The following is a 16735-nucleotide window of genomic DNA, read 5'->3' as shown; positions in this document are numbered from 1 at the left end:
GCCAGGTGACAGCCTACCGGTCCCACACCGAAGTAACGTCAAGCCGCTGACTGAGGGTAGGCTTACTCACGTGGTCAAGGCCAAGAAAGTATCGAGTCTCAAGCCGAAAAAGAAGTGTTGCCGGAGCAAGACTCGGTGCCTGAAATGCCCTGTCGTGATCATGCGAATGAAGAAGGCAGAGAACGAAGGCCTCTCGGGTAAACACCTCCAGAAAGCCCTCAAGCGCGCTCGCGCCGCCTAAACCGCCAGGGCGGCTTTGAGGTCGTCGAGCCAGATTCGATCGTTGGGGACCAGGTCGACGGCGGCCAATTCCTCGGCCGATACCCACTGCAGTGCGGAGTGATCGAGCGCCTGCGGAATACCCGATTCGATAGCTGTGCGATATGCGCGCAACACCAGACCGCGCGGCAACGGCACATCGACGCCGATCCGCGCTCCCGCAACGGCCACGACGCCCAGTTCTTCGGCCAACTCCCGACGGACCGCGTCCGCTGGGCTCTCCCCTGCCTCGACTTTCCCGCCCGGCAGCTCCCACATGCCTGCGAATTCGGCTGGTCGAGTGCGTTGGGCAAGGAGAAGTCGACCGTTCGAAATGACCGCGGCGGCAACTACCTCCAGCGGCTCGAATTGCATGGCACCATCATGAGGTATGGCCACATTGTTGTCCGATGCCGAGCTCGCCGATGCCTTGACCGAACTGTCCGGCTGGACCAAGGTCGGCGACACATTGACGCAGACCTTCGCCCGTCCGACCTTCCCCGAAGCTATCGAATTCGTGGGTCGCGTCGCAGTCGAAGCCGAGGCTGCCAACCATCACCCTGATATCGATATCCGCTGGCGGAACGTCACTTTCACCCTGTCGACCCACTCCGAGGGTGGTCTGACGGAACTGGATCTTGCGCTGGCTCGGACGATCGATCGATTGGCTTCTTGATCTTCGCCCCCAGGTAGATCATCAAGACGTACAGCGCGATCGTTCCGTACACATCCACCGCGCCGAGCCATGCGAGTGGCCACGGCCGGGGAATGACCCACGCCGAGTCCTGGAAGTAGCCGAGTAACCACGGCACGCCGAGGGCGATGTTCACCGCCCAGTACCAGGCGAGCACTCGCGCTGCCAGGACCTCCCGGTACGGACCGTGCAGCAACCAGATCAGCAGCGGCATGGTCCACACCCAGTGGTGCGACCAGGAGATCGGCGATACGAGCAGGCCCAGGAATGCGACGACGAGGAGCGTTCCGAGCCGGTCGGTCGGGTCGAGCGCGCGCCATGCGAAGACCGCGAGTACGGCGACGACCAACACCGCGCCGATCCATACCGGGCCGCTTTCCACGTCGTGGCCGACGATGCGGCTCAAGGCACCGCGCAGCGACTGGTTCCAAACCGACCCCACCGGACCGATTCGCGACGCGTCGCCCAAAAGCTTGCCGAAGTACTCGCGCGCCTGACCGCCGACCACTAGGTAACTCACCCCGACCGTCGCCCCGAAGACGACGGCGGACGTGATGACAGTGGCCCAGCGGCGTCGGGCAAGGAAATAGAGGCCGATTATCGCGGGTGTGAGTTTGATCCCAGCGACGAATCCCACGAGGAATCCGGACAGCCACCAGCGCGAACTTCGCACCGCGAATATCGCACCGAGGACGAGGAAAACGTTGACTTGCCCATAGTCGAGCGTCGTTCGGACGGGCTCGGTCCAGACGCCGAGGGCGGTCCACACCAGGACCGTTGCGCGGCGCTTCGCCACCTCGTCGGCATCCGCTTCGCCGAGCAGCAGGTCGAATGCCATCGACACGACGGCGAACAGGGCCGCAACGGTCAGCAGCTGCCACGCGATTCCGACGAAGTCGAACGGCAGGTAGTGCAGCGGAAAGAAGACGAGCGCCGCGAACGGCGGGTAGGTGAACGGAAGTGGGAAGTCCGGGGTGTATTCCGCCGTGGTGTATCCGTACAGGTCGCCGCTCAGCAGCGCGGCGGACCCGTCGACATAGACGCGCAGATCGACGAGGTTCATCCCGTTCTTGGTGAACAGCGTCCAGGCCAGGCGAGCGACGACTGCAACAGCAAGCAGTACCGCCGCGCCGGTCGGCGAGCCGAGCGCGGCCCGGACGCGGGTGAATCCGCTCACAGCCGACCCTCCCTGTTTCGATTGCGCCGGCGAAGTCGAAAACCGTCGCGACGAGCGTAGCGGTCATACCTCTTTTGCGACCCGACGACCACCCAGAGCTATAACAGTTGCATCAACATTCACATTGATCACTTCAGTAACAGGCTATCGTTCGCTTGTCGACGATTGTGTGACGTCGCGGCTGTACAAGATCCGGTCACGCTACATAGAGTGACGCCCGAATCGGCAACGGTTACCACTCCTCGACAATTGCCTGACCGACGAAGGATGGGGACATCTAGTGTTTCGCACCCAAGCAACGCGAATTGCAACGACCGCGCTGGCGATAGCGGCCGCGTCCGCACTTGCCGCGCCGTCCTTCGCGACCGCCGAACCGGCTCCCTCGGTACCGATCCCGGTCCCGATCATTCCCGCCGGCGTACCGGTTGATGCGCTCGCGTCGCTCGCTCCAGCCATCCTCGGCGCCGTCGCCGGACCCGCGGATATTGCCGACAGCCCGCAGTCCGCGTTGATCGAGCAGCTCAAGGTGATTCAGCAGAATCCAGGCCTGCCTCCCCAGATCCAGTCGGTCCTCGGCAGCCTCATCAAGTTCCTCGACGGCAGCGGCGGCGGCGGCCCCGACATCCCGCCGCCGGACAGCGCGCCAGTGATCGCACAGTTCCTCTACCCGACGATCGGTAAAGGCTGCATCTCCGACACCGCCGATTCCGTCGGCACGGCCCTCGCCGTTCCCGGTCCCGCCAAGCTCCCCCCGCCCGGACCCAAGGCAGGCCAGGCTGGGTTCGTGTTCACCGCGCTCGGCACCAAGCCCCTCGCCCCGGTGCAGGCCGGCCCGATGACCGTCACGTGGCTAAACATCGACAACCGCAAGACCGAGACTCAGACACTCACAAACGCGGCCAATATCAATCCTGACGGCCCAGCGACGCTGTCCGTGCTCTCCGATACCGGACCGGGCCGAGTGCTCGCCGTCATCTCGGGAACGCTGACAACGCAGGCCGCGGATGCTGCTCCACGCAGCTGCTCCTTCTTGCCGACGGTCGGCTTCTTCACCGTCGCGTAGCCGGTTCAATCGGACTTTGCGAACCCCTGGGGCTGTGGTAGACCCAGGGGATGGCCCGGTCGAAAAAGTCACTGCGCTCGCGCAACTCGATCCTGTCGATCCGCTCCGAGGGGTCGATCCTCTCGATCGGATCCGCTTACTCGGTTCTGTCGATCGGTAGCGTCGGATCGATCCTGTCGGTCGGGTCCGCAGGTTCCTTCGGCTCGGCGATTTCCACCGCGTCGTTCGGCAGCATCGGGTCCGTGTTCTCCGGACTCTCGCAATGGTCGTTGTTCTCGTGGCGGGGCGACCGCGCTGTCCCCCAGCCGCGGCCGCGGCTCTACATCGTCCCCAACGACCCGGAGTACGACGAGCCGATCGCACGCACACAAAACTGACTCGTGTGGCACTGCCCGTCGTGCGGTCGCACGTTCGCCAACGTCAACCAGACCCACACGTGCGCGGAGTTGGGTGATCTCGACGCCCACTTCGTCGGCACGGACCCCCAGGTCCGAGAATTGTTCGACCTCTTGCGAGCTGCCGTCGAGCCGGTCGACGTCCTCGCGCAGCGCACACGAATCGCCTTTCATATCCGAATGAGCTTCGCGGCCTTCATGCCCCGAAAGCATTGGCTGGACGGCCATCTCGTGCTCGCCCGGTCCACAGAGCACCCGACATTTCGGAGTGTGCAGGTGTTCTCGCCCCGCAACGTGCTGCACGTATTTCGGCTGCGCGACGCGGCAGACGTCGACGACGCGTTTCTCGCCCTGCTCTCCGACGCCCGCGCGGTCGGCGAGCAACGGCATTTGCGGCAGGTCCAAGGGGCGGCTTTGCAAACAACGGTCGAGAGGCGACGCGAATACCCGCCCCCTCGAGCGACGAAGGCTTCGCCGCCAACGACATTGAACCGGTTGACGACTCACCCCGTTGTCTCAGGTGAAAGGGATGGGAGGTGTCATCGATGGATCCCATACAGCAGTTGTTCTGCGAGTTCTTGAAGCTAACCGGGCTGTGCCACGCCCTACCCCACTAGCGGGGGGTTAAGTCAACGACCACTGGCCGTAGTCGGGTTTCAAGATGTTGTTGATGTCGACGGCGATTCCGTCGATCCGGCCTTTGTCGATCTGGACTTGGTGGAGGTGCGCAGCGGGGTGGACGTAACCCTTCGGCGTTCCCCAATTGTGTTGCCAGTACCAGGATCCGAGGCCGGCGATGCTGGCGAGGTCGATCGTCGGCGAGTTCGCGTAGACGCCGGTGTTCTCTTTGCCGACGACCGACTGCCAGCCCAGCAGGTAGGGCGCGATCATGGTCGCGAACTCGATTTGCGTTGGGTTGTCGTCGATCGAGGCGTAGATCGGACGGTTCTCGGGTCCACCGGCGGCGAGGTGCAATTCCAGGCCCCGCTCGGCGTGCCGTTTGCCTGCTTCGAGCCCGCCGCGCCAATCGGCAGTTTCGGCCTTGCCGTACTGATAGCAGGACACGATTTCGAGGCCTGCGGCTTCGAACGCTTCGACCTCGTCGGCCAGCAGCGGCTTGCCTTCCATCCACTCGGCGCCTTTGCGTCGATCGGACACGTAGCGGATGGCGCCGAGATGGCCCGCGTCGAGGATCGCCTCGGCGGACGGCACGCCGGCCGAGTAGTCCACGAGGGTGCCCAGCTTCGAAGCGGCTTGTGCCACTCCGGAATTGACTCCGACGGCAGCGGCACCGACAGCGCACGATCCGACGGCCAGATACCTGAAAAGTTCACGACGGGAGACGTACACGTGGACCTCGCTCACTTAGTCAAAAAAAATCGCTACCGGCGCGCCTTCCCCGTTTCTCACGAACGCGCCGGTAGCTTCGATCGTTTACACATTCCACCACAACAACTCTGACTCCGCTAGCCCCATTAACCACATGAGTCACATTTGTTTCAGGCCTCGGTGGATGTGGTGACGTGCCCGTAGGACGCCCGTCAGGCTCCGCTGATCCGTTCGGCGATGTCCACACGCCGACTTGTGCGGTCGCCGACCTCTTCGCTGACGGTCGACGCGACCTGTTCGGCGATCTCGTTCTTGACGCCGCCGACCACGCCGAGGAACGACGCGCGCAGACCTTTGGCCTTAAGCTCGATCGCCACCTCTTCCGCCGTCGGCGGCGTGACCTCGACGACGACGACGAGCGGGTCGGCGGGGCGGGCTGTGAGCACGAGCGGGATGTCGATCGCCGCTTCGTAGCGATTGTCCTTGCCCATCGCGATCACGAGATCGAGGCCGAGCGGAATGACCAGGTCGAGGCTGACGAATTCACCGCCCTGCCGTGCTGTGACGACAGGCTCGCGAACTTGCCCGTTGGCGGTCACTTCGGCGACCCCCCGTGGCCCCGCCTTCAGCGGTCCGATGTCGACCTGACGACCAGCGAGGTCGCTGACGTTCTCCATGATCCGCTGCTCGGTCACGGCCTCGCGGAAGAAGCGCTCGCCGAACTGGTCGTAAGTGATCCATTCGACGTTGAGATCGGTGTTCTCTTTGGTGTCGTTGATGCGAGCCGCGACGTCGACGATGCGACCTCGCATCGAATCCGCCTCCGACAGCATTGCATTGAGCCGAGTAGCGACCTCACGGCGAATTACCTCGCCCATCGGCTCCAGCAGCCACTGCCACATTGCGCCGAGAGCCTCCGCGCGGAAGACGAGCTTCACGTCGCGGTGGGTGATCTTGGGGATTTCGATCACGATGCGCAGCGGCGCGGCCGGGCGCGCCGCCAGGACGAGGTTGATTTCGACGCCCACCTGCAGGCGAATTTCCTGACCGAGCCGGAGCACGATGCTGAGCGACGCGGGAACCACGAGGTCGTACGACACTTCCTCGCCGGGATGCGGGGTGATCGTCGGTTCGCCGACGCTGCCTTCCGCAACGAAGCCAGCCATCCCCGCTGGGCCGATCTCGACGGGCCCGATCTTGATGCCCTTGCCGGTCATCCCCGCGAGTGCGTCCTCGATCCGACCGATCGTCACTGCCTCTCGAAAGAAGCGCTTTCCGAACTCCCCGTGCGTGATCCAGATCGGCGGTTCGACGGCGGGCGCCGACGCCACACCTTCGTTTGTCTCGGTCATGCTTAGTGGGCCCCTTCGACTTCGCATACTTGCGAGTAGCGGCTCTTACGATAACGCTGCAGCTAATCGTCAGATACCTATTGCGAAATACTCACCCCGCTCGAGTAGTTCTGCTCTCCGGTGCAGTCGTCGAGACCGGCACCCTGAGATTCATGCACATGCTGCCAACAGTCGCGACCGTCGCCGAAAAGACGCCCCGGAACCGCGACCGCTCGCTCGATCTCATTCGGATCGTGTCGCTGCTCGTCGTCATCACCGGACACGGCGTGATGCTGTTGGTCAGCGTCGACTCCGACGGTCTGCATTTCGGCAACCTCCTCACGAATTCACCCGTGCTGCAAGCACTCACGTGGGTCCTGCAAGTGCTGCCGCTGTTCTTCTTCGCGGGCGCCGCATCCAGCGCAATGGGCTACACGCCTGGAACGAATTGGGGCGGCTGGCTTCTGCGGCGAGCGCAACGTCTCTATCGACCGGTCTTCTATTACGTCGCGGCCTGGGTGGTCGCGCTTGCGGTCTTGCAGCAATTCGCCGCACACCAGGTACAACGCCAGATCGCCGGCCTCAGCGTCCAACTGCTCTGGTTCATCGGCGTGTACGTCATCGTCCTCGCCTTCGTCCCGGCGTTCACCAGAATGACCCAGGGCTGGCACCTGACCTTGACCGTCGGCAGTGTGTACGTCGGCGCCGCTGCGGTCGATTGGACGCGCCTGCACGACGGACCGTCGATGCTGAGCTACCTCAACATCTTGGTTTGGCTGATTCCAGCTGCGCTCGGCGTCGGCTACGCGCGCGGACTCGTAAGCCGTGGCGCAGCAGCGACTCTCGCAGGTGCGATGTTCGTCGTCGATGTCGCGCTGGTTGCTCTTGGTCCGTACGAACTGAGCCTGGTCACCGTCGAAGGGCAACGGCTGTCGAACATGACGCCGCCGTCGTTGGTCCTTGCCGGGCACGCGATCGTGCTGTCGTGCCTGTTCATCGCCATCGCGCCGTGGTGCGACCGCCTCGCCCGAAACGCGCGCGTCTGGTGGCTCGTCGCGATCGGGAACGGCGGCGCGATGACGCTATATCTCTGGCACATGCCGGCGTTGTTGCTGGTCACTGCAGTCAGTCACCTGCTCGGCTACGACCGTACCGACCCAGCCCAACCCGGATTCGCAGCGCTGCTCGTAGTCCAGGTGCTCGCGTTGTATGCGGTGACGGCAGCGCTGTTCCTGGGATTGCAGCAATTCGAGAATCGTCCGCTGCCGTGGTGGGACGGTGCGGTCACCGGGAACAGCGCGATGACGGGTATCGCGGTCGTGATTGCCGGCGTCGCGAACCTCCTCGCCGCCAAGTGGGGACTCGTCGGACCCGGGATCTGGTGCACGATCGTCGCCGCCGTCGCATTGATCGTCGCCCGAGCCCTCGACCAGACGCACGCGAATGGCCTGGCAGACTCCTCCCATGGCCGGGTACTCCCCCACTCCGCAGGTGCGCAAACTCGGTATCAAGGCTGGGAGCACCGTCCTGATCGAGAATGCCCCAGCGGGTTGGGCTTTGGACGATCCCCCGGCTGACGCAGACATCGTCGACCGGGCGGTGACGGCGGACGTCGTGCTGTCGTTCGTCACCGCAGCGGCGCAGGTGCCCGACCGCATCGCAGGCAACGCCGACACGATATTTCCCGCAAGTGCCCTATGGATTCTGTGGCCACGCAAGGCAACTGGGCACGTGAGCGACGTCGACGAGAATCTGATTCGCGAGACCGCGCTGGGCCTAGGACTGGTCGATGTAAAGGTCGCGGCCGTCGACGACGACTGGTCCGGGCTCAAGTTGGTGTGGCGCAAAGAAAACCGACACCGCTAGAGCCGGCCGAACCCCACGATCCCGGGTTCGTCAGCGATGACTAGGGTCCGTACGCGGATCCCGCCTTCGTTGCCACCGACTGTCTTGATGGTGCCATTGTCGTTGGCGACGACGATGTTCGTGTGCTGACCGAACCGACTGTCTTCGCTGTAGAGGACGACGTCGCCGGGGCGCGGTTGGTAGCCGACGGGCGCAAAGCGGCCGGACTGCTCGTAGAACTCCTGCAGGGTGAACACCCCGGGAATACGCCACGACTCGGAGTTGGGGTTCGCCAGCGGCTGGCCAGCTTCGCGCATGACCCAACTGACAAAGTCAGCGCACCACGGCTCCGTGATGCCCTCCGAGTACTTCTCCCCCGCGCCCGGCGCCGCGAATTCAGCGCGTAGCACGTCGACGACCCGCGCTTGCCTATCGTCGAGCGAACTCGTCTCGATGTGTGGAAACGGCTCTTTATCTTCGTCGAACAATGTCGGAATGTTGCCCGCGAACGACCACGTCAGAGCCGCAATTGCAGCCAGAACGACAGCCGCGACACCCAGCAGAATTCTCGATTTGGTGATCATCCCCCGCATTCCACGAGCGTACCGACCGCCGCTAACACAAACGACACGCAAGCGTTCCAGGGCCGCCATGCGTTCTGTCGACAATCGTCAGCATGACTTTCCCGTCTATTGCAGAGATCGTCGCCGCTCACACCGGCGGCTCAGGTTCGCCGACCGAAACCGCCGTCCGCGTGGCCGACGCGATCGAAGCACGAGGTGATGACGGGACGTGGATCTCGGTCGTCGACCGCGAGGACCTCTTCGCCGCTGCGCAGGAACTAGAGAGCCGACCCGACGCGCACAGCCTTCCGCTTTACGGTGTGCCGTTCGGTGTGAAGGACAGCATCGACGTCGCAGGCCACCGAACCACACTCGCGTGCCCAGATTTCGGCTACATCGCCACCGACACCGCACCCGCCATCACGCGACTGCTGGAGGCGGGCGCGCTCTACGTCGGCAAGACCAGCCTGGACCAGTTCGCCACCGGACTGAACGGAACCCGGACCCCGCACACCATCCCCCGCAGTGTCTTCGGCGGCAACATGATCTCGGGCGGCTCGAGTTCGGGATCCGCGTTGGCGGTCGCGCTCGGTCAGGTCCCGTTTGCGGTCGCGACCGACACCGCTGGGTCCGGACGCGTCCCGGCGGCGTTGAACGGCGTCGTCGGCTTCAAACCCTCGCGCGGACTGATCAGCGCGATCGGGCTGGTGCCCGCCTGCAAATCACTCGACTGCATGACCGTCATGGCCGGCTGCATCGACGACATAGACCGCGTCTTCGAGATCATGGCCGCCCCTGATGACGACGATCCGTGGAGCAGAGCAAGAGGTCCGCGCTACGACGGTCGGACCGCTCGCATCGGACTACCGCCCCTGGCGGATCTGGAGTTCTTCGGCGACGAGCCGATGGCGGCGGCGCACGTCGCGGTCCGGGATCGGTTGCAGCGCAACGGCGAAGCCGTCGTCGATACCAGTCTTGCCCCCTTTCTCGCTGCAGGGGCCTTGCTCTACCAAGGTCCGTGGGTCGCCGAGCGTCTCGTGGTCTTCGAGGATTTTCTTGCCATGCAACCCGATTCGATCCATCCGGTCGTTCGCGAAATCCTGCGCAGCGGCGAAAAGTACACAGCCGTAGATGCATTCCGCGCGCAGCAGCGACTACAAGAACTTCGCGCGGAGGTGGGCAGGCTGTGGCGCGACATGGACGTGCTGCTGCTTCCCACGATCGGCACGACGTTCACGGTCGACGAGGTGCTCGCGCGTCCTATCGAATGCAACACCGCCCTCGGTCATTACACGCATTTCGGCAATCTGCTCGACCTCTGCGGCGTCGCCGTGCCGATGGGTCTGACCGCGGATGGTCGACCCTGCAGCGTCATGGTGCTCGGTCCGGCGCTGGCCGACGACACAGTTCTCCACGTTGCCACCGCTCTCGCAAAGGAGTCCCTATGACGGCCATCGCCATCACGTCGGCCACTCCGACACCGTTCTCACTGGCGCCCGGCGCGACTGCCCTCATCGTGATCGACATGCAGCGAGACTTCTTACTGCCCGGCGGTTTCGGCGAAAGTCTCGGCAACGACGTCGGCATGCTGCAAAAGGTCGTCGCGCCGCTCGCCGACCTGATCGCCGCTGCCCGGACCGCCGGGGTCCCCGTGATCCACACCCGCGAAGGCCACCGCCCTGACTTGTCGGACTGCCCGCCTGCGAAACTGCTGCGCGGTAGCCCGTCGCAACGGATCGGCGACCCAGGACGCTTCGGCCGCATCTTGATTCAGGGCGAATACGGGCACGACATCGTCGACGAGCTCGCACCGATTCCCGGCGAGGTCGTGATCGACAAACCGGGCAAGGGTGCCTTCTACGCGACTGAACTGCAGTCGGTCCTGGCCGATGCGGGGATCACCCAACTGCTGGTCACCGGCGTCACCACCGAGGTCTGCGTCCACACGACGGTGCGCGAGGCGAACGATCGCGGATACGAGTGCCTCGTCGTATCCGATTGCGTCGGTTCGTATTTCCCCGAATTTCAGCGCGTCGGCCTCGACATGATCAGCGCGCAGGGCGGCATCTTCGGCTGGGTAGCCCCAAGCTCTGCCGTCATCGATTGTCTCGCCACATTCCACACCTCGAAATCTGCCTGAACAGGATCACCATGAGCGTCGACGTCAAAGCAACAACCCCAGAGGCCCCCACACCTACGCCGTCGATTGCATGGTGGACGCGCGGCGACACGAACGCATTCTTCGGGCTGGGCTTCAACATTCTGGTCAACGTCTTGACGCTGACCGCCTTGATGATCGGGGTCGTCAACGTCGGAAGCGGTGACGTCCTCGGCACCGTCCTGCCCGCGTTGGGCGTCGCCCTCATCCTCGGCAACCTCTACTACACGATGCTCGCGCGCAGATTGGCGCGACGCGAAAACCGCACCGACGTCACCGCATTGCCGTACGGACCGAGCGTCCCGCACATGTTCATCGTCGTCTTCGTCGTAATGCTGCCGGTGTACCTGCAGACGAAAGACGCCAAGGCGGCCTGGCAGGCCGGACTCGCGTGGGCATTCATGATCGGCGTCATCGTCATGATCGGCGCGTTCGTCGGTCCGTACATTCGCAAGCTGACGCCCCGAGCGGCGATGCTCGGCACCCTTGCCGGCATCTCGATCACCTTCATCTCGATGCGGCCTGCCGCGCAGATGTGGGAGGTCGCGTGGATCGGATTGCCGGTGCTGGCAATCATTCTCATCGGTTTCTTCACCAATGTCCGCCTGCCAGGCAATATTCCGGTCGGGTTGGCCGCGCTGCTCGTCGGTACTGCCATCGGCTGGATCGGCGGTTACATGGACGCCCCAGCTGTGAGCACTGCAATCAGGGACATCGCGATCGGCTTTCCCGACCTTCGCGTCGACATGCTGTGGCACGGGCTGAGCGACCTCGCGCCGCTGCTTGGAACGGCAATCCCGTTGGGCGTCTACAACTTCACCGAAGCGATGAGCAACGTCGAGAGTGCAGCCGCGGCGGGCGACAACTACAACCTGCGCAGCGTGCTGCTTGCCGACGGCGCGGGCGCGATCATTGGTTCGGCGTTCGGCTCGCCCTTCCCGCCCGCGGTCTACATCGGTCACCCTGGTTGGAAGGACGCGGGCGGCCGGATTGGCTACTCGCTGGCGAGCGGCGCGGTTATCGGATTGTTCTGCTTCCTGGGCCTTTTCGGCGTGTTGTCGACGATCCTGCCGATCCCCGCGATCGTGCCGATCTTGCTCTACATCGGGTTGCTCATAGGCGCACAGGCTTTCCAGGCAGTGCCGCGACTACACGCGGTCGCCGTCGTGGCAGCGCTGCTACCGAACCTCGCGCAGTGGGCGACCGGGCTGATCGACAACGCGCTCGCTGCCGCGGGTACATCGGCGGAGAAGGTCGGTAGCGTTGCACTCGGCAACGCAGGCGTCGTCTACGACGGACTGAAGACACTCGGCGAAGGCGCTGTGCTCACGGGACTCGTGCTCGGCACCATCGTGACCTTCATTCTCGACAAGAAGTTCCGCTTCGCGGCGATCGCCGCCGCCGTCGGCGCAGTCTTATCCTACATCGGCCTCATTCACGGCGAGTCGGTCGACTGGGCCGCGAATCCGCAAGTGGCACTCGGCTATCTGATGTTCGCCGTCATCTGCCTCGGCTATTCCTTGCTCCCCTCGGCCAAGCCTGACCCCACCCCCTCGTGAGTCTTTTAGGAGTCTATGGACTCCTAAAAGACTCACGAGGGTAGTTTGCCCAGCATGGCGAGGGTGGATAGCTGGACCTGGGCGGTGCGGATGTTCAAGACCCGTACCGCGGCTGCGGCCGCCTGCCGCGGCGGGCATGTGAAGGTCAACGGCGTGACCGCTAAGCCCGCACAGACCGTGGCGGTGGGCGACGAGGTCCGCGTACGGACCGCTGGGGTCGAGCGGATCGTCGAGGTGGCTCGGGTGATCAGCAAACGGGTCGGACCGACCGTCGCCGTCGAATGCTTCATCGACCACAGTCCACCGCCACCACCACGCGAGGTGCTTGCTTCGATCCCCCAGCGTGACCGTGGGGCGGGGCGGCCGACCAAACGCGATCGCCGCGAACTCGAAAAGCTTCGCGGCTTCAACGTCGACTAGGCCGTGTCTCTCATTCTTCGAGACACTGCCTAGTGTGTTGGATGGTCGCTCCGCAAGCTCCGCGACTAGTGATAGATCGTTTCGAGGTCGAACAACGCAGTCTCGAGTAGATCGACGAACCGCCCGATGTCGGACACTGCGCGCGGGCAGGCCGTCACGCCGATGTCCAAGGTCATCTGCGTCGACGTTGCCGCGACCGCCAGCGCGAGTCCGTTGGTGACGATCGACACCGGGTAAGCGGAGTTCAGGCGTGACCCGTTCCAGAACACCGGGATGCGCCAACCGGTCACGTACGAAATGCCGATGTTGAATGGCGGCCGCGACACACCGGTCATTTCTGCGATGCCGGACAATGCCTTCGGCGTCATCGACGCGACCGACATGACCATCGTCGACGCCAGCCCGACCGATTCCGCTGTTAGCTTCGCACCGTCGATCGACGACTTGATCATGGCCAAGCGCTGCTCGGGATGTTGCAGATCAGTGCCGAGCCGACAGAAGAAGCTGCCTTTGCTCTCGATGCCTTTGGAGGTCCGCTTCACGGCGGGGACCATCGCAACGAGAGACGAGCCGGGCAGCGGGCCCGCTTCGCGCAGGTATGTGCGGAGCGCACCGGAACACATCGCAAGCACGATCGCCGTGATCGGTGCTCGCGAGAACTTGTGAACGTTGTTGATTCGTTCCATCGAGAAGGAACGCCCGGCAAACACTCGTTCGGCGTCGACGGGGACGTTCAGTATGGTCTTCGGCGCGCGGAACGGCACCGCCAGGCTGCGGTCCATGATTGCGCTGGCGACCTTCGCCGTGTCTGGAACCAGACTCGCGAGTCCCGAGATCTGCTTGCCGCCGAACCGCAGCAGCGAGGACACGCTGACTTCTGCTTGCGGGGTTGGCGTCGGCGTGTGGGGGACGTGCCATGGCGCTCCGGACGACTCCGCCGCGGCGTCGTCGGACAACATCGCGTCGACCAGCCCGATGAGGTCGGTGCTGTCGATCAAGGCGTGATGGACCTTGAAGTACAGCGCAAATCGGCCGTCGGGCAAGCCGGAGACAAAGCAGGCCTGCCAGAGCGGTCGTGCGGGGTCGAGCTGCGTCGAGTGCAGTTCCGACACGAGCGTGAACAACTCGTTCAGCGTGCCAGGGGCGGGCAGAGCCGCTCGACGAATGTGGTACCCGACGTCGATCTTCTCGTCGTGGGCCCACATCAGGTTCCCGACGCCGCCGACGCCGATCTCGGGATATTTCCGGAAAGTACGCGAGACCTCTGTGTTTGCCGCGACGCGGTCGATGAGCGTGCTCAGGTAATTCGGCGCGGCATCCTTCGGCGGCTCGAAGACGAGGACCGTTCCGATGTGCATCGGATGTTCGGGCGAATCCGCACGCAGGAAGGCTGCGTCAGACACCTGTATCAGTTCCACCCGATCCCTTTCGATGCATTCGCGGCCTTGGGCCGAGTTGCACGGATCGTACGCGAGGCTCCCCAAGATCACTTGTCGTCGCTTATTCTTCCGCGGTGACCAACCTCGGAATCATCGCGTTCATTATTTTGCTCGTCGTGGTGGTGTTGCTGGGGTATGCGGTGAACCGGCTCGTCATTGCGCCGAACCGCAAGACCGTGCGGTACGCATCGTCGGCCGAGTTCAAGAAAGACGAGATCGTCCGCGAGCAGGTGCTGGCGAACTTTCTCGGGCTCGAGTCACAGCGTGACAAGAAACCGGGCCTCGGCAATCTGGTGCTCAGCGCCAAGAAGCTGTGGTTCTACCGGTCGGAACCCCAGCTGACCGTCGACATTGCGCTCGCCGACATCACCGGAGTCGAGTTGGCGAAGACGCACCTGGGCCACACGACGGGCAAGCCGTTGCTGCTGGTTCGCTTCGCCGGACCGAGTGGTCCGGACAGCGTCGCCTTCCACCTGCCGTACCCGGACGAGTGGCGTCTCGCGATCAACAATCTGCGGTAGCGCGCGCTTCGAAGTCGAGCAGCCACTGCTTCACGGGCAAGCCCCACCGAAAGCCACCGAGTGCGCCGCCAACCCGGACCACTCGATGGCAGGGCACGAACAAGGCTGCGGCATTGCGCGCGCACGCGCTGGCCGCTCCTCGTATCGCGGCCGGCCGTCCCGCCAGCTCCGCGAACTCCGTGTAGGTCACGGGCGCTCCTGCTGGAACCGTTCGCAGCACCTTCCACGCATAGGTCAAGAACTCGCCCGAATGCTGTTGGACGGGAACCGAATCTATGACCGATGGATCGCCGTCGTGGTACGCGGCGACGGCGCGGGTCACCGCTCCGAGGTCGTGGCATTCGCGCACCTGTACGGGTCGCAGGCTTGGATGGATCAGCACCCGTAGGGTTTCGACGTCAGCGGTCCACCCTGACGCCAGAACGACGCCGTCGTCGACAATCGTTGTGAACGGTCCGATCGGTGTGGGCTGGGTTGCGTAGTCGATCATTTGCTACTCCTTGTCGATAATGCGATGCGCCACAGGTGCATCGAGAGGTAGGACCGCCAGGGCATCCAGCGGTCGGAATCGGTGAGGTCTACGCCGAGTTGCGCAGCGCCTTGGCGGACAACCAGATCTGTGCCGAGCAGGATGTCCGGGTCGGCGAGCAGCCGCATGGTCACGTAGTCGGCGGTCCATGGCCCGACCCCCGGCAACGCGAGCAGATCGCGTTGCAGGTCCGCAGCGTCGCGCCCGCAGTGCAATTCGAGGTCACCGTTGGCCAACGCTTCCGCGACGGCCACGATGGATTCGACTCGACGGATCGGTCCGGTGAGTACCTCTCGGCCATGTTCGGCAACCGCCGCTGCGGTGGGAAAGAGGTGCGTCACCCCCGTATCGGATTCGATCGGCTCACCGAGCGCGGCGACAAGTCGGACCGTGTGTGTCGCCGCCGCTGGCAGCGAAATCTGCTGCCCGATCATGGTTCTGAGCAACAACTCCGTACCGTCGACGTTACCGGGGACGCGGATTCCTGGCGTCGCGGCGACCGCGTCCGCGAACCTGGGGTCGCCGGCAAGGACCGCGTCCACCGCCTGCGGATCGGCGTCGAGGTCGAGCAGATGCCGGATGCGAGCCACCGCAGGTGCGAGGTCACGCATGTCCTGCAGTGCGAGGTCTGCGCGGACGAATCCTGGTTGCAGCCGCAGCGTCGCGACGGCGCTCCCATGCGGCAGCCGCAGACTTCGCGCGTAGGTGCCGTCGGCCCAACTCTCGACCCCCGCCACCGCATGCGACTCCAGAAACCATGCGAGCCAAGCGGAATCGAGCGGCGGACGGTACGGGAGTCGCAACGACACCGCTCCGTCGGTAGTCGAAACATTCTCCCGCCGAGCCGATTCCGCGCGCATCTGCGACGGAGTGACGACGAAGACTTCCCGGATCGTGTCATTGAACTGGCGAATGCTGGCGAACCCCGCCGCGAACGCGATATCCGACATCGACATCGCCGTCGTCTGGATCAACAATCGTGCTGTGTGTGCGCGATGCGCCCGAGCGAGAGCGAGCGGTCCGGCGCCGAGTTCGGCTGTCATCACCCGCGTCAACTGCCTGGAGGAGTAGCCCACCGACGAGGCCAGAGTCTCCACTCCACCGCGCTCGATGACGCCGTCGGCAATGAGACGCATTGCACGCGCCGCCAGATCGGACCTGGTGTTCCAGAGCGGCGAACCCGGCGCAGCGTCGGGTAGACACCGTCGGCACGCACGGAAACCGGAGTGCTGTGCCGCCGCCGCTGTCGGCAGAAAGGTCACGTTGCCAGGCTTCGGTGTTATCGCCGGACATGAAGGGCGGCAATAGATTCCAGTCGTGCGGACCGCCGTGAAGAACTGCCCGTCGAACCGCGAATCCTTCGCCTGGACCGCTCGGTAACAGCGGTCGAAGTCGAGGTGGGGCGAGCGGGTCGCTGTGGTCATAGCTCCACTCTGTCTCGGTCGACCGTGCAA

General features: G+C 64.2%; 19 protein-coding genes. 11 read left to right on the top strand and 8 right to left on the bottom strand.

Annotated features, from left to right (window positions below):
* Nucleotides 1-237: 237 nt before the first annotated feature.
* Entirely contained in the window at nucleotides 238-633 is a 396-nt protein-coding gene (locus FGL95_RS21845) for a (deoxy)nucleoside triphosphate pyrophosphohydrolase (RefSeq protein ID WP_169590705.1), read from the bottom strand.
* A 16-nt stretch (nucleotides 634-649) separates the two neighbouring features.
* Between FGL95_RS21845 and FGL95_RS21840 the strand changes: the two genes are divergently transcribed.
* The gene (locus FGL95_RS21840; protein ID WP_169590704.1) at nucleotides 650-934 is read left to right on the top strand and encodes a 4a-hydroxytetrahydrobiopterin dehydratase; all 285 of its coding nucleotides are present in this window, start codon (nucleotides 650-652) and stop codon (nucleotides 932-934) included.
* Here the strand turns inward: FGL95_RS21840 and FGL95_RS21835 are convergent.
* Nucleotides 852-2129, bottom strand: coding sequence for a mannosyltransferase (locus FGL95_RS21835; RefSeq protein ID WP_169590702.1), 1278 nt, complete (start codon nucleotides 2127-2129; stop codon nucleotides 852-854). The genes FGL95_RS21840 and FGL95_RS21835 overlap by 83 nt on opposite strands.
* A gap of 280 nt (nucleotides 2130-2409) precedes the next feature.
* Between FGL95_RS21835 and FGL95_RS21830 the strand changes: the two genes are divergently transcribed.
* The 3 genes from FGL95_RS21830 to FGL95_RS21820 are packed head-to-tail and all read left to right on the top strand — an operon-like array spanning nucleotide 2410 to nucleotide 4169.
* Nucleotides 2410-3192 carry an Rv1157c family protein gene (locus FGL95_RS21830; RefSeq protein ID WP_338079972.1) on the top strand — a complete coding sequence of 261 codons (783 nt, stop codon included), beginning with the start codon at nucleotides 2410-2412 and terminating at the stop codon, nucleotides 3190-3192.
* Between the two features lie 50 nt (nucleotides 3193-3242).
* A complete protein-coding gene (locus FGL95_RS21825) occupies nucleotides 3243-3569 on the top strand; it encodes a hypothetical protein (protein ID WP_169590701.1) in 327 nt (108 codons plus the stop codon).
* Between the two features lie 3 nt (nucleotides 3570-3572).
* A complete protein-coding gene (locus FGL95_RS21820) occupies nucleotides 3573-4169 on the top strand; it encodes a DUF5655 domain-containing protein (RefSeq protein WP_169590699.1) in 597 nt (198 codons plus the stop codon).
* 42 nt (nucleotides 4170-4211) lie between these two features.
* Here FGL95_RS21820 and FGL95_RS21815 read toward each other — a convergent pair whose 3' ends face one another.
* Together FGL95_RS21815 and FGL95_RS21810 are read right to left on the bottom strand one after the other, a co-directional pair.
* A complete protein-coding gene (locus FGL95_RS21815) occupies nucleotides 4212-4937 on the bottom strand; it encodes a glycoside hydrolase domain-containing protein (RefSeq protein ID WP_169591162.1) in 726 nt (241 codons plus the stop codon).
* A 191-nt stretch (nucleotides 4938-5128) separates the two neighbouring features.
* Nucleotides 5129-6268 (bottom strand): hypothetical protein, encoded by a 1140-nt coding sequence (locus FGL95_RS21810; RefSeq protein WP_169590697.1) that lies wholly within the window; start codon nucleotides 6266-6268, stop codon nucleotides 5129-5131.
* A 152-nt stretch (nucleotides 6269-6420) separates the two neighbouring features.
* Between FGL95_RS21810 and FGL95_RS21805 the strand changes: the two genes are divergently transcribed.
* Together FGL95_RS21805 and FGL95_RS21800 are read left to right on the top strand one after the other, a co-directional pair.
* On the top strand, nucleotides 6421-7824 hold the full coding sequence (locus FGL95_RS21805; RefSeq protein WP_206072181.1) for an acyltransferase family protein: 1404 nt from the start codon (nucleotides 6421-6423) through the stop codon (nucleotides 7822-7824).
* Nucleotides 7805-8113 carry a DUF3052 domain-containing protein gene (locus tag FGL95_RS21800; protein WP_240963220.1) on the top strand — a complete coding sequence of 103 codons (309 nt, stop codon included), beginning with the start codon at nucleotides 7805-7807 and terminating at the stop codon, nucleotides 8111-8113. Before FGL95_RS21805 ends, FGL95_RS21800 begins: the two co-directional genes overlap by 20 nt.
* On the opposite strand, the gene FGL95_RS21795 is transcribed toward FGL95_RS21800, so the two are convergent.
* Nucleotides 8110-8676: a CHAP domain-containing protein gene (locus FGL95_RS21795; protein WP_240963219.1), complete on the bottom strand. Its 567-nt coding sequence runs from the start codon at nucleotides 8674-8676 to the stop codon at nucleotides 8110-8112. The genes FGL95_RS21800 and FGL95_RS21795 overlap by 4 nt on opposite strands.
* A 92-nt stretch (nucleotides 8677-8768) precedes the next feature.
* On the opposite strand from FGL95_RS21795, the gene FGL95_RS21790 reads away from it, so the two are divergent.
* From FGL95_RS21790 to FGL95_RS21775, 4 genes are read left to right on the top strand one after another with little or no spacing between them, the layout of a single operon-like run.
* Nucleotides 8769-10103, top strand: a complete 1335-nt coding sequence (locus tag FGL95_RS21790) for an allophanate hydrolase (RefSeq protein WP_169590692.1) — start codon at nucleotides 8769-8771, stop codon at nucleotides 10101-10103.
* The gene (locus FGL95_RS21785; RefSeq protein ID WP_169590691.1) at nucleotides 10100-10795 is read left to right on the top strand and encodes a cysteine hydrolase family protein; all 696 of its coding nucleotides are present in this window, start codon (nucleotides 10100-10102) and stop codon (nucleotides 10793-10795) included. The genes FGL95_RS21790 and FGL95_RS21785 overlap by 4 nt, the downstream gene beginning before the upstream one ends.
* Nucleotides 10796-10806: 11 nt before the next feature.
* The gene (locus FGL95_RS21780; protein ID WP_169590689.1) at nucleotides 10807-12372 is read left to right on the top strand and encodes a SulP family inorganic anion transporter; all 1566 of its coding nucleotides are present in this window, start codon (nucleotides 10807-10809) and stop codon (nucleotides 12370-12372) included.
* A 54-nt stretch (nucleotides 12373-12426) separates the two neighbouring features.
* Nucleotides 12427-12792 (top strand): RNA-binding S4 domain-containing protein, encoded by a 366-nt coding sequence (locus FGL95_RS21775; protein ID WP_169590687.1) that lies wholly within the window; start codon nucleotides 12427-12429, stop codon nucleotides 12790-12792.
* A gap of 65 nt (nucleotides 12793-12857) precedes the next feature.
* Here the strand turns inward: FGL95_RS21775 and FGL95_RS21770 are convergent, their stop codons facing one another.
* Nucleotides 12858-14195: a wax ester/triacylglycerol synthase family O-acyltransferase gene (locus FGL95_RS21770; RefSeq protein WP_169590686.1), complete on the bottom strand. Its 1338-nt coding sequence runs from the start codon at nucleotides 14193-14195 to the stop codon at nucleotides 12858-12860.
* A 110-nt stretch (nucleotides 14196-14305) separates the two neighbouring features.
* Between FGL95_RS21770 and FGL95_RS21765 the strand changes: the two genes are divergently transcribed.
* On the top strand, nucleotides 14306-14752 hold the full coding sequence (locus FGL95_RS21765; RefSeq protein ID WP_169590684.1) for a hypothetical protein: 447 nt from the start codon (nucleotides 14306-14308) through the stop codon (nucleotides 14750-14752).
* On the opposite strand, the gene FGL95_RS21760 is transcribed toward FGL95_RS21765, so the two are convergent.
* Both FGL95_RS21760 and FGL95_RS21755 read right to left on the bottom strand, forming a co-directional pair.
* Nucleotides 14736-15242 (bottom strand): methylated-DNA--[protein]-cysteine S-methyltransferase, encoded by a 507-nt coding sequence (locus FGL95_RS21760; RefSeq protein WP_169590682.1) that lies wholly within the window; start codon nucleotides 15240-15242, stop codon nucleotides 14736-14738. The genes FGL95_RS21765 and FGL95_RS21760 overlap by 17 nt on opposite strands.
* A complete protein-coding gene (locus FGL95_RS21755) occupies nucleotides 15239-16705 on the bottom strand; it encodes a DNA-3-methyladenine glycosylase 2 family protein (protein WP_169590680.1) in 1467 nt (488 codons plus the stop codon). Before FGL95_RS21755 ends, FGL95_RS21760 begins: the two co-directional genes overlap by 4 nt.
* Nucleotides 16706-16735: the final 30 nt, after the last annotated feature.

It is taken from the genome of Antrihabitans stalactiti (genome assembly GCF_012932915.1).
Classification (GTDB): Bacteria; Actinomycetota; Actinomycetes; order Mycobacteriales; family Mycobacteriaceae; genus Antrihabitans; species Antrihabitans stalactiti.
This window is presented reverse-complemented; position numbering and strand designations above follow the sequence as displayed.